8 protein-coding genes are annotated in these 13,350 nt (G+C 57.8%); 6 read left to right on the forward strand and 2 right to left on the reverse strand.

Going from position 1 to position 13,350, the window contains the following annotated elements; translation table 11 throughout:
- Positions 1 to 324: 324 nt before the first annotated feature.
- Entirely contained in the window at positions 325 to 780 is a 456-nt protein-coding gene (locus tag CW267_RS28005; protein WP_012969172.1) for an acetyltransferase, read from the reverse strand.
- A 156-nt stretch (positions 781 to 936) separates the two neighbouring features.
- Between CW267_RS28005 and metA the strand changes: the two genes are divergently transcribed.
- The 4 genes from metA (at position 937) to aceK (ending at position 6,999) form a co-directional block, all read left to right on the forward strand.
- Positions 937 to 1,866 (forward strand): homoserine O-acetyltransferase MetA, encoded by a 930-nt coding sequence (gene metA, locus CW267_RS28010; protein WP_008807331.1) that lies wholly within the window; start codon positions 937 to 939, stop codon positions 1,864 to 1,866.
- A gap of 260 nt (positions 1,867 to 2,126) precedes the next feature.
- A complete protein-coding gene (gene aceB / locus CW267_RS28015) occupies positions 2,127 to 3,728 on the forward strand; it encodes a malate synthase A (RefSeq protein WP_008807330.1) in 1,602 nt (533 codons plus the stop codon).
- Positions 3,729 to 3,807: 79 nt separating this feature from the next.
- Positions 3,808 to 5,112 (forward strand): isocitrate lyase, encoded by a 1,305-nt coding sequence (gene aceA / locus CW267_RS28020; protein WP_032701149.1) that lies wholly within the window; start codon positions 3,808 to 3,810, stop codon positions 5,110 to 5,112.
- A 102-nt stretch (positions 5,113 to 5,214) separates the two neighbouring features.
- Positions 5,215 to 6,999 carry a bifunctional isocitrate dehydrogenase kinase/phosphatase gene (gene aceK, locus CW267_RS28025; RefSeq protein WP_012969170.1) on the forward strand — a complete coding sequence of 595 codons (1,785 nt, stop codon included), beginning with the start codon at positions 5,215 to 5,217 and terminating at the stop codon, positions 6,997 to 6,999.
- Positions 7,000 to 7,049: 50 nt separating this feature from the next.
- On the opposite strand, the gene iclR is transcribed toward aceK, so the two are convergent.
- Entirely contained in the window at positions 7,050 to 7,880 is an 831-nt protein-coding gene (gene iclR / locus CW267_RS28030) for a glyoxylate bypass operon transcriptional repressor IclR (RefSeq protein WP_004206826.1), read from the reverse strand.
- Between the two features lie 194 nt (positions 7,881 to 8,074).
- On the opposite strand from iclR, the gene metH reads away from it, so the two are divergent.
- Together metH and CW267_RS28040 are read left to right on the forward strand one after the other, a co-directional pair.
- Positions 8,075 to 11,758: a methionine synthase gene (metH, locus tag CW267_RS28035; RefSeq protein WP_023296890.1), complete on the forward strand. Its 3,684-nt coding sequence runs from the start codon at positions 8,075 to 8,077 to the stop codon at positions 11,756 to 11,758.
- Positions 11,759 to 11,888: 130 nt separating this feature from the next.
- On the forward strand, positions 11,889 to 13,350 hold a 1,462-nt coding region (locus CW267_RS28040; RefSeq protein WP_101148692.1), incomplete at its 3' end, for a Na/Pi cotransporter family protein.

A 13,350-nucleotide genomic window follows, 5' to 3' on the forward strand; every position in this document is an offset into this window, starting at 1 on the left:
GTTGTCTGTCGGTGAGCGCTCTCCTGAGGAGGACAAATCCGCCGGGAGCGGATTTGAACGTTGCGCAGCAACGGCCCGGAGGGTGGCGGGCAGGACGCCCGCCATAAACTGCCAGGCATCAAACAAGTGAAGAGCCCATCCTGCCGGATGGGCTTTTTGCGTTTCAGTGGTCCGGCAACCGTGCCGGTATGTCTCCCCGGTGGCGCTGCGCTTACCGGGGCTACGGATTCGCACCCGCCCTGCACGACCTGTAGCCCGGACAAGGTGCGCAGCACCGCCTCCGGGGAGGCCCCTGCCTAAGGGTCAGCAGTTGCGACGTCAATCTTAATCTGCTTCAGCCTGCTGCTCATGTATCAAATTCAATAACGGATACGGTTGCCCCAGATCGTCCGTCTCAGTACGCCCTGTTACGTTAAAACCCATCCTCTGATAAAACCCGACCGCTTGTTCATTCTGCTCATTCACATTCGTCGTCAGCTTTGGCGTTAACGACAGGGCATGCTCAATCAGCAATTTCCCCACGCCGCAGCCGCGGACATCCGGATCGACGAACAGCGCATCCATATGCTCTCCGGTAAGCAGCATAAAGGCGATCGGCTGGTCCTGGGTGTTAGCCGCCACCCACAGCGGAGCCTCCGGTAAAAATGCGCGTACCATCTCCTCCAGCTCCTTTCGATACGCTTTTGACAGAAAATCGTGCGTGGCGTCGACCGACCGACACCATATCGCAATCAGTTTATCCCCTTCATCTGGCCGGGAACGGCGGATGCTAATAACCATAGTTTCTCCTTTTCTTCATTCTTATATTCTAACTCAATGCGCGCCGTGAAATTTTCTCACCGTGAACATGCAGACTCGACATTCACCCGATTCCTGGTTATCTTCAGCTATCTGGATGTCTAAACGTTTATACGTATGCTATGAGGTAATACAGTTATGCCAATTCGGGTGCAGGACGAGCTACCAGCCGTCAGTTTCTTGCGCAATGAAAACGTCTTTGTGATGACGACAACACGTGCAACGACTCAGGAAATTCGCCCCCTGAAGGTGTTAATCCTCAACCTGATGCCGAAGAAAATCGAGACGGAAAATCAGTTCCTGCGTCTGCTGTCGAACTCTCCGCTGCAGGTGGACATCCAGTTGTTGCGTATTGATGCGCGTGAGTCGCGTAATACGCCGGCGGAGCATCTGAATAACTTTTACTGCAATTTCGATGAGATCTGCGATCAGAACTTTGATGGCCTGATTGTCACCGGTGCCCCCTTAGGCCTGGTTGAGTTTAACGATGTTGCTTACTGGCCACAGATCAAACAGGTGCTGGAGTGGGCGAAGGATCACGTCACCTCCACGTTGTTCGTCTGTTGGGCGGTTCAGGCCGCGCTGAATATTCTGTACGGCATTCCGAAGCAGACCCGCGCCGAAAAGATTTCTGGCGTTTATGAACACCATATTCTGCATCCACACGCCTTACTGACCCGCGGTTTCGACGACTCTTTCCTGGCCCCGCACTCACGCTATGCTGATTTTCCGGCGGGACTTATCCGCGACTACACCGATCTCGAGATCCTCGCGGAGACGGAAGAGGGCGATGCGTATTTGTTTGCCAGCAAAGATAAGCGCATCGCCTTTGTTACCGGCCACCCGGAGTACGATGCCAATACCCTGGCAAGCGAATATTTCCGCGATGTGGAAGCCGGTTTGAATCCAGAGGTTCCTTACAACTATTTTCCGCAAAACGACCCGCAGAACAAACCGCGCGCCACCTGGCGGAGCCACGGCAATCTGCTGTTTGCTAACTGGCTTAACTATTATGTCTACCAGATTACACCATACGATCTGCGCCATATGAATCCTACACTGGAGTAATACTCTACACGAAACGATCCTAAAGCGTTTCAGCACTTTGCCTCTGGCACCTTCGGGTGCCTTTTTTATTTCCGAAATTCACTTCATGCTCAATGATAACTTTAATTGCATTGTTATCAATATGTTAACTCTATTTTAAAATTAAAATGGAAATTGTTTTTGATTTTGAAAATTAATTGAGTAGTCTTAATTGTGCTGAGCGAAAACTACACAACGATCTCTCGCTCGCTTCCAGCGGATCAACCAAGAGGAACAGCACAATGACGCAGCAGGCGACAATCACCGATGAACTGGCCTTTAGTCAGCCCTATGGCGAGCAGGAGAAGCAGATCTTAACGCCTGAGGCGGTAGAATTTCTGACGGAACTGGTGAGCCGCTTTGCGCCGGCGCGTAATAAGCTACTGGCCGCGCGTCAGCAGCAGCAGCAGGCCATTGATCAAGGTGTACTTCCTGACTTTATTTCGGAAACCGCTTCCATTAGAAATGGAAACTGGACCATCCGCGGTATCCCGGCGGATTTGCAGGATCGCCGTGTTGAAATCACCGGTCCCGTTGAACGCAAAATGGTCATTAACGCGATGAATGCCAACGTCAAAGTCTTTATGGCGGACTTTGAGGATTCGCTGGCGCCTGACTGGCGTAAAGTCATTGATGGCCAAATTAACCTGCGTGATGCCGTGAACGGGACTATTAGCTACACCAACGAGGCCGGCAAAATCTACCAGCTGCAGCCCAATCCCGCTGTGCTGGTATGCCGTGTGCGCGGCCTGCACCTGCCGGAAAAGCACGTCACCTGGCGTAATGAGGCCATCCCCGGCAGTCTGTTCGATTTTGCGCTCTATTTTTTTCATAACTACCAGGCGCTGCTGGCGAAGGGGAGCGGTCCCTACTTCTATCTGCCAAAAACCCAGGCCTGGCAGGAGGCGGCATGGTGGAACGATGTCTTTAGCTTTACGGAAGATCGCTTTGACCTGCCGCGCGGCACCATCAAGGCCACGCTGCTGATTGAGACGCTGCCAGCGGTGTTCCAGATGGATGAGATCCTGCATGCGCTGCGCGACCATATTGTTGGCCTGAACTGCGGCCGTTGGGACTACATCTTCAGCTATATCAAAACGCTGAAAAACCATCCGGACCGCGTGTTGCCTGACCGTCAGGTGGTGACGATGGATAAACCGTTCCTCAGCGCCTACTCACGGTTGTTGATTAAGACCTGCCACAAACGCGGTGCGTTTGCGATGGGCGGCATGGCGGCGTTTATCCCGAGCAAAGATGCCGAACGTAACCGTCAGGTGCTGAGCAAAGTCACCGCCGATAAAGAGCTGGAGGCGAACAATGGTCACGATGGCACCTGGATTGCCCACCCGGGGCTGGCGGATACCGCTATGGCGGTGTTTAACCGCGTACTGGGCGATAAGCCGAATCAGCTCTCGGTCACCCGGAGCGCGGATGCGCCAATTACCGCCGAACAGCTGCTGGCCCCCTGCGAGGGCGAGCGCACGGAAGCCGGGATGCGCGCCAACATTCGCGTGGCGGTGCAGTACATCGAAGCCTGGATCTCCGGCAACGGTTGCGTCCCGATTTATGGCCTGATGGAAGACGCCGCGACGGCCGAGATCTCGCGCACCTCTATCTGGCAGTGGATCCATCATCAGAAAACCCTGAACGACGGCACCCCGGTCACGAAGGCGCTGTTCCGCCAGTGGCTGGCGGAAGAGCTGATGGTGATTCAGGAGGAGCTGGGAGAGCACCGTTTCAGCCACGGCCGCTTTGACGATGCGGCGCGACTGATGGAGCAGATCACCACCTCCGACGAGCTAATTGATTTTCTGACATTACCGGGCTACCGCCTGCTGGCCTGATCGCCAGATGGTGTGGTTCGCCATTTAGTCCTTCACCAATGCGCCTGGGGAGCCAGGAAATTATATGGAGCATCTGCACATGAAAACCCGTACCCAACAAATCGAAGAATTAAATAAAGAGTGGACGAACCCGCGCTGGGAAGGCATTACCCGCCCGTACAGCGCGGAAGAGGTGGTGAAGTTACGCGGCTCGGTGAATCCGGAATGCACGCTGGCGCAGCTTGGCGCGGCGAAAATGTGGCGTCTGCTGCACGGTGAGGCGAAAAAAGGGTACGTCAACAGTCTCGGCGCGCTGACCGGCGGCCAGGCCTTGCAGCAGGCGAAGGCGGGTATCGAAGCCATTTATCTCTCCGGCTGGCAGGTGGCGGCGGATGCTAACCTGGCGTCCAGCATGTATCCGGATCAATCGCTGTATCCGGCCAACTCGGTACCGGCGGTGGTGGATCGGATCAACAACACTTTCCGTCGTGCCGATCAGATCCAGTGGTCGGTCGGGATTGAACCGAACGATCCGCGTTATATCGACTACTTCCTGCCGATCGTGGCGGATGCGGAGGCCGGTTTTGGCGGCGTCCTTAACGCCTTTGAGCTGATGAAATCGATGATTGAAGCCGGTGCAGCGGCGGTTCACTTCGAAGATCAGCTGGCGTCAGTGAAGAAGTGCGGTCATATGGGCGGTAAAGTGCTGGTCCCGACCCAGGAGGCGATTCAGAAGCTGGTGGCGGCGCGTCTGGCAGCCGACGTGATGGGGGTCCCGACGCTGGTGATCGCCCGTACCGATGCCGATGCGGCCGATTTAATTACCTCTGACTGCGATCCGTACGATCGTGAGTTTATTACCGGGGATCGCACCAGCGAAGGGTTCTTCCGCACCCACGCCGGGATCGAGCAGGCGATCAGTCGCGGGCTGGCTTATGCGCCGTATGCGGATCTGGTGTGGTGCGAAACGTCGAAACCGGATCTTGAGCAGGCGCGCCGCTTTGCTGAGGCTATCCATGCGCGTTTCCCGGGCAAACTGCTGGCCTATAACTGCTCGCCGTCGTTTAACTGGAAGAAAAATCTCGATGATAAAACCATCGCCAGCTTCCAGCAGCAGCTGTCGGACATGGGATACAAATACCAGTTTATTACCCTCGCCGGGATCCACAGCATGTGGTTCAACATGTTCGACCTCGCCCATGCCTACGCTCAGGGTGAGGGGATGCGCCACTATGTTGAGAAAGTGCAGCAGCCGGAATTCGCTGCCGCGCCGGAAGGCTATAGCTTCGTCTCGCACCAGCAGGAGGTGGGCACTGGCTACTTCGACAAAGTCACTACCATTATCCAGGGCGGCGCCTCATCGGTGACGGCGCTGACCGGCTCGACCGAAGAAGATCAGTTTTGAGCCATGCCCGGCGGCGCGACGCTGACCGGGCCTGGGAAGGGATGCAGGCCGGATAAGCGAGCGCGCCATCCGGCATGACGTGGTGCCGGATGGGGGAAAGCGATGACGCGTGGCCTGGAACTACTGATTGCCCAAACCATTTTACAGGGATTCGACGCCCAGTACGGGCGTTTCCTGGAGGTGACCTCCGGCGCGCAGCAGCGCTTTGAACAGGCTGACTGGCACGCCGTACAGCAGGCGATGAAGCAGCGTATCCATCTCTACGATCACCATGTTGGCCTGGTGGTAGAGCAGCTGCGCTGCATTACCGAAGGGAAAAGTACCGACGTCGATTTTCTTCTGCGGGTGAAACAGCAGTACACCCAACTGTTGCCGGATTACCCTCGCTTTGAAATTGCCGAGAGCTTTTTCAATTCGGTCTACTGCCGACTGTTTGACCACCGCTCGCTGACCCCCGAGCGGCTCTTTATTTTCAGTTCGCAGCCCGAGCGTCCCTTTCGCACCCTACCGCGACCGCTGGCGAAAGATTTCTTTCCGGAACGCGGCTGGTCCCACCTGCTGGGCAAAGTACTGTCCGATTTGCCGTTGCGGCTGCCGTGGCAGAACAAAGCGCGGGATATCGGCTATATCATTGCCAGTCTGCAGGAGGCGCTGGGGGAGGAACTGCTCGCCACCTGTCATCTGCAGGTCGCCAATGAGCTGTTCTACCGGAATAAAGCCGCCTGGCTGGTGGGCAAACTGGTCATGCCGATGGCGACGCTGCCTTTTTTGCTGCCGATCCACCGCAGCGATGAGGGTGAGCTGTTTGTTGACACCTGCCTGACCACCCATGCCGAAGCAAGCATCGTTTTTGGCTTCGCGCGTTCCTATTTTATGGTTTATGCGCCGTTGCCCGGCGCTCTGGTGGAATGGCTGCGTGAGATCCTGCCGGGCAAAACGACGGCCGAGCTGTACATGGCGATTGGCTGTCAGAAGCACGCCAAAACCGAAAGCTATCGCGAATATTTACACTACATTACTCGCTGCGATGAGCAGTTTATTGAAGCGCCGGGCATTCGCGGGATGGTGATGCTGGTGTTTACCCTGCCGGGGTTTGACCGGGTGTTTAAGGTGATCAAAGACCGCTTCGCGCCGCAGAAAGAGGTGACCGCTGCCCACGTGCGCGCCTGCTATCAGCTGGTAAAGGAACACGACCGCGTCGGGCGGATGGCGGATACCCAGGAGTTTGAAAATTTCGTGCTGGATAAACGGCAAATCGCGCCGGCGCTGCTGGCGCTGTTGCAGGCGGAAGCGGGGAACAAACTTACCGATCTCGGCGACCGCATCGTCATCAGTCATCTGTATATTGAACGGCGAATGGTGCCGCTCAACCTGTGGCTGGAGCAGGTTAACGGCCAGGCATTGCGTGATGCGGTAGAAGAGTATGGCAATGCTATCCGCCAGCTGGCCGCCGCCAACATCTTTCCCGGCGATATGCTGTTTAAAAACTTCGGTGTCACCCGCCATGGCCGGGTGGTGTTCTACGACTATGACGAAATTTGCTATATGACAGAGGTGAATTTCCGCCAGATCCCGCCGCCGCGCTATCCGGAAGATGAGCTGGCCAGCGAGCCGTGGTACAGCGTTTCGCCGGGGGATGTGTTTCCGGAGGAGTTCCGCCACTGGCTGTGCGCCGACCCGCGCGTTGGGCCGCTGTTTGAGGAGATGCATGCCGACCTGCTGCGCGCGGACTACTGGCGCGAGCTGCAGACGCGGATTAAAAACGGCCATGTGGAAGATGTTTACGCCTACCGGCGCAAGCAGCGTTTTAGCGTGCGCTATGGCGCTGACAGTAGGCCGGATAAGGTGTTTACGCCGCCATCCGGCAGGGTGCGCCGATCTGCCTGATGGCGCTACGCTTATCAGGCCTACTTAAAATGCCCCAGTGGGGCATTTTTTTATTTAACCCCGCCATACGCCAGCGTCACTTCCTTCGCCGCTTTGATCACCAGCGCGCCCAGCTCGGTCACCCGGTCATCGGTCATGCGTGAAATCGGCCCGGAGATGGAGATTGCCGCGAACGGTTCGCGATGTTCATCATAAATGCAGGCGGCGACGCAGCGCAGGCCGAGCGCGTGCTCCTCGTCATCGAAAGAGTAGCCCCGCTTGCGGGTCTGCGCTAAATCTTCCTTCAGATGCAGCGGCGAGACCAGCGTGGCATGCGTATAGGCATGCAGCCCTTTACGGTGCAGCAGGCTGGTGACCTGCTCTTCGCTTAATTGCGAGAGAAACGCCTTCCCGGCGCCGGAGGCGTGCATCGGCAGCTTACCGCCGATCGGCGCCGACATACGCATCAGCTGGGTGCACTGCACCTGGTCGATAATGATCGCCTGGTGGTCGCTCTGGTCAAGCACCGCCAGATTCACCGTTTCACCGGAATCTTCCATCAGCTGGCGCAGGATCGGGTGGACAATCGCCAGCAGATTGCGGCTTTGCAGAAAGCTGCTGCCGACCACGAAGGCATGCGCCCCGACGGCCCAGTGGCCCAGCTCGCCCACCTGGCGGACGAAGCCCAGCTGCTGCATGGTGGTCAGCAGGCGGTGGGTGGTGGAGTTGGGCAGACCCGCCTGCTGCGCCAGCTCGGTTAGCGCGACGCTGCTGTGGGACTCGGCAATCCATTCGAGCAATTTCAGGCCGCGGGTCAGCGACTGAACCTGACCGCCAGCCTGCTGGGCGGTGGCAGCCGCGGGTTTTCTGCCGCGTTTCGCGGGAACGGGGGTAGTGGCCATCGCGGACTCCTTTTTCTGTATCGTGGAAATGATTTTCGTTTTATTTGGCGATAATGCAATCACAACCGGACTCATCGGAGGAGTGAAGCTGAACATGTCTCATATTGCCTGTTGTTGTCTTTTCCGCTCCGGTGGTTTATGCCAGTATGGTTTGTTGGCTATTTGGCCTGAGTTGAGCGTTGTCGGGAGCAAGTGTGAGCAGCAAAGTTGAGCAACTGCATCAGCAGTTAAAAGAACGTATTCTGGTTCTGGATGGGGGCATGGGCACCATGATCCAGGGCTATCGTCTGAGTGAGCAGGACTTTCGCGGTGAGCGCTTTGCTGACTGGCCGTGCGACCTGAAAGGCAACAACGACCTGCTGGTGCTCAGCAAGCCCGAGGTGATCCGCGAGATCCACGACGCCTACTTCGAGGCCGGTGCGGATATCATTGAGACCAACACCTTTAACTCGACGACCATCGCGATGGCGGATTACCAGATGGAATCCCTGTCGGCCGAGATCAACTTTGCCGCGGCGAAGCTGGCCCGCGCCAGCGCCGACGCCTGGACGGCCCGCACGCCGGAAAAACCGCGCTACGTCGCGGGCGTGCTTGGCCCGACCAACCGTACCGCCTCTATTTCGCCTGATGTGAACGATCCGGCGTTCCGTAATATTACCTTTGACCAGCTGGTGGCTGCCTATCGCGAATCCACCCGGGCGCTGGTGGAAGGTGGCGTGGATCTGATCCTGATTGAAACGGTATTTGATACTCTGAACGCCAAGGCGGCCATCTATGCGGTGAAAGAGGAGCTGGAGGCGCTGGGCGTTGACCTGCCGCTGATGATCTCCGGCACCATCACCGATGCGTCCGGCCGCACGCTTTCCGGACAGACCACCGAAGCCTTTTATAACTCGCTGCGTCACGCCGAAGCCTTATCGTTTGGTCTGAACTGCGCCCTCGGGCCGGACGAACTGCGGCAGTATGTCCAGGAGCTGTCGCGCATCGCCGAATGCTACGTCACGGCGCACCCGAACGCCGGTCTGCCCAACGCCTTCGGTGAATACGATCTGGATGCCGACACCATGGCGACGCAAATTCGCGAATGGGCGGAAGCCGGTTTCCTCAATATCGTCGGCGGCTGCTGCGGTACGACCCCGGAGCATATTGCCGCTATGAGCCGGGCGGTGGCCGGTTTACCGCCGCGCCAGTTGCCGGAACTGCCGGTGGCCTGCCGCCTCGCCGGCCTGGAGCCGCTGAACATCGGCGACGACAGCCTGTTCGTTAACGTCGGCGAACGTACCAACGTCACCGGCTCGGCGAAATTTAAGCGCTTGATCAAAGAAGAGAAGTACAGCGAAGCGCTGGACGTTGCCCGTCAGCAGGTCGAAAGCGGCGCGCAGATTATCGATATCAACATGGATGAGGGGATGCTCGACGCGGAAGCGGCGATGGTGCGCTTCCTCAACCTGATTGCCGGCGAGCCGGACATTGCCCGCGTGCCGATCATGATCGACTCCTCCAAGTGGGAAGTCATTGAAAAGGGTTTGAAATGCATTCAGGGCAAAGGCATTGTTAACTCGATTTCGATGAAAGAGGGCGTTGAACCTTTTATCCACCATGCGAAGCTGGTTCGCCGTTATGGCGCCGCGGTAGTGGTGATGGCCTTTGACGAAGTGGGCCAGGCCGACACCCGCGAACGCAAAATTGAGATTTGCCGTCGCGCTTACAAAATTCTCACTGAAGAGGTCGGCTTCCCGCCAGAAGATATCATCTTTGATCCCAATATCTTTGCGGTAGCGACCGGTATCGAAGAGCACAATAACTATGCGCAGGACTTTATCGGCGCCTGCGAAGACATCAAACGCGAGCTGCCGCATGCGCTGATCTCCGGCGGCGTCTCCAACGTGTCGTTCTCGTTCCGCGGTAATGACCCGGTACGTGAGGCGATCCACGCCGTGTTCCTCTACTACGCGATCCGTAACGGCATGGATATGGGGATCGTCAACGCCGGCCAGCTGGCGATTTACGACGATCTGCCGGGCGAGCTGCGCGACGCGGTCGAAGATGTGATCCTTAACCGCCGCGATGACAGTACCGAACGGTTACTTGAGCTGGCGGAAAAATATCGCGGCAGCAAAGCGGACGACGGCGCGAATGCTCAGCAGGCGGAATGGCGCAGTTGGGACGTGAAAAAGCGTCTCGAATATTCGCTGGTGAAGGGCATTACCGAATTTATCGAACAGGACACCGAAGAAGCGCGTCAGCAGGCTGCCCGCCCGATTGAGGTGATTGAAGGGCCGCTGATGGACGGCATGAACGTGGTCGGCGACCTGTTCGGCGAAGGTAAAATGTTCCTGCCGCAGGTGGTGAAATCCGCTCGCGTGATGAAACAGGCGGTGGCCTACCTCGAACCTTATATCGAAGCCAGCAAAGAACAGGGCTCCAGTAACGGCAAAATGGTGATTGCCACCGTAAAAGGCGACGTTCACGACATCGGTAAAAATATCGTCGGCGTGGTGCTGCAGTGCAATAACTACGAAATTATCGATCTTGGCGTGATGGTCCCGGCAGATAAAATTCTCAAAACCGCCAAAGAGGTCAATGCGGATCTGATCGGCCTTTCCGGGCTGATTACTCCGTCACTGGACGAGATGGTTAACGTGGCGAAAGAGATGGAGCGCCAGGGCTTTACCATCCCGCTGCTGATCGGTGGCGCGACTACCTCGAAAGCGCATACGGCGGTGAAAATCGAGCAGAACTACAGTGGCCCGACCGTTTACGTACAGAACGCCTCGCGCACCGTCGGGGTGGTGGCTGCGCTGCTCTCGGATACGCAGCGCGATGATTTTGTCGCCCGCACGCGTAAAGAGTATGAGACCGTGCGTATTCAGCATGGGCGTAAAAAACCGCGCACGCCGCCGGTGACCCTGGCCGCGGCGCGGGAAAACGATCTGGCCTTCGACTGGGAGAGCTACACGCCGCCGGTGGCCCATCGCCTGGGGGTACAGGAGGTGGAAGCGAGCATCGAGACGCTGCGCAACTACATCGACTGGACGCCGTTCTTCATGACCTGGTCGCTGGCGGGTAAATACCCGCGGATTCTGGAAGATGAAGTGGTGGGCGAAGAGGCACAGCGCCTGTTCAAAGACGCCAACGATTTGTTAGATAAACTCAGCGCAGAGAAAACCCTGAACCCGCGCGGCGTGGTCGGGTTGTTCCCGGCCAACCGCGTGGGCGACGATATTGAAATTTATCGCGATGAAACCCGCACCCACGTGCTGACGGTGAGCCATCATCTGCGTCAGCAGACGGAAAAGGTCGGCTTCGCGAACTACTGCCTCGCCGATTTTGTCGCGCCGAAGCTGAGCGGCAAGGCGGACTACATCGGCGCCTTTGCCGTGACCGGCGGCCTGGAAGAGGACGCGCTGGCGGACGCCTATGAAGCGCAGCATGATGACTATAACAAGATCATGATCAAGGCCATCGCCGATCGTCTGGCGGAAGCCTTCGCCGAGTATCTGCATGAGAAAGTGCGCAAGGTCTACTGGGGGTATGCGGCCAATGAGAACCTCAGCAATGAGGAACTTATTCGCGAGAATTACCAGGGGATCCGTCCGGCGCCGGGGTATCCGGCCTGTCCGGAGCACACCGAAAAAGGCACCATCTGGCAGCTGCTGGACGTCGAAGCCCATACCGGCATGAAGCTGACCGAATCGTTCGCCATGTGGCCCGGGGCATCGGTTTCCGGCTGGTACTTCAGCCATCCGGACAGCAAGTACTTCGCCGTGGCGCAGATCCAGCGCGACCAGGTCGAAGACTACGCGCTGCGTAAAGGGATGACCCCGGCGGAAGTCGAACGCTGGTTAGCGCCTAATCTGGGCTATGATGCCGACTAAATCGTCACCTTTCCTTACAACAAACAAGGCGCTCTGTGAGCGCCTTGTCTCTTTATTGAGGTTAACCCCTTATACTGAGAGAGGTTCCTGATCTTCGGAAAACCTATAATGATAAGGAGAAGCTGATTCCGTGTTAACTCTGCTACACCTGTTGTCCGCGGTTGCTCTGCTGGTGTGGGGCACGCATATTGTGCGTACCGGGGTGATGCGCGTCTATGGCGCTCGCCTGCGTACCGTTCTCAGTAGCAGCGTAGAGAAAAAGCCGCTCGCCTTCTGCGCGGGTCTTGGCGTCACTGCGCTGGTGCAAAGCAGCAATGCCACCACCATGCTGGTGACCTCGTTTGTCGCCCAGGATCTGGTGGGCCTGACGCCAGCGCTGGTAATGGTGCTGGGGGCCGACGTCGGGACGGCGCTGATGGCGAGGGTGCTGACCTTCGACCTGTCGTGGCTATCGCCGCTACTCATTTTTATCGGGGTGATCTTCTTCCTTGGCCGCAAGCAAACCCGCGCCGGGCAGCTGGGGCGGGTGGGGATTGGTCTGGGGCTGATCCTGCTGGCCCTGGAGCTGATTGTGCAGGCCGTGAACCCCATCACCCAGGCCAACGGTGTGCAGGTGATTTTCGCCTCGCTGACCGGCGATATCATGCTGGATGCCTTAATTGGCGCCGTATTCGCGATCATCAGCTACTCCAGCCTGGCGGCGGTGCTGCTGACGGCGACGCTGACTGCGGCGGGAGCAATCTCCTTCCCGGTGGCGCTGTGCCTGGTAATTGGCGCCAACCTGGGCTCCGGGCTGTTGGCGATGCTCAACAACAGCGCGGCAAACGCGGCGGCGCGCCGCGTGGCGCTGGGTAGCCTGCTGTTTAAGCTGGTGGGGAGCCTGATTATTCTGCCATTCGTCCATCCGCTGGCCGCGGCGATGCACAAGCTGCCGTTGGCGGAGTCTGAGCTGGTTATCTACTTCCACGTCTTTTATAACCTGCTGCGCTGCATCGCGATGGTGCCCTTTGCCGGACCGATGGCGAAGCTGTGCCAGCGTATGATCCGCGATGAGCCCGAGCTGGATAACCAGCTGAAACCCAAGCATCTTGACCCGTCGGCGCTGGATACGCCAGCGCTGGCGCTGGCCAATGCCGCGCGCGAGACGCTGCGCATTGGAGATGCGATGGAGCAGATGCTGGGGAGCCTGCATAAAGTGATGCATGGCGAACCGCGTCAGGAGAAAGAGCTACGTCGTATGGCGGACGATATCAACGTGCTCTACACCGCCATTAAGCTCTATCTGGCGCGAATGCCAAAGGATGAGCTGGCGGAGGAGGAGTCCCGGCGCTGGGCGGAAATCATTGAGATGTCGCTAAACCTCGAGCAGGCGTCCGATATCGTCGAGCGGATGGGCAGCGAGATCGCCGATAAATCGCTGGCGGCGCGGCGCGCCTTCTCGGTGGAAGGGTTAAAGGAGCTGGATGCGCTGTACGATCTGCTGCTCAGCAATCTGCAGCTGGCGATGTCGGTCTTCTTCTCCAGCGATGTACCCAGCGCCCGCCGTCTGCGGCGCAGCAAACACCGGTTCCGCATTCTTAACCGCCGTTACT

Source organism: Klebsiella sp. X1-16S-Nf21 (assembly GCF_002837615.1).
In the GTDB taxonomy this organism is placed as follows: Bacteria; Pseudomonadota; Gammaproteobacteria; order Enterobacterales; family Enterobacteriaceae; genus Klebsiella; species Klebsiella variicola.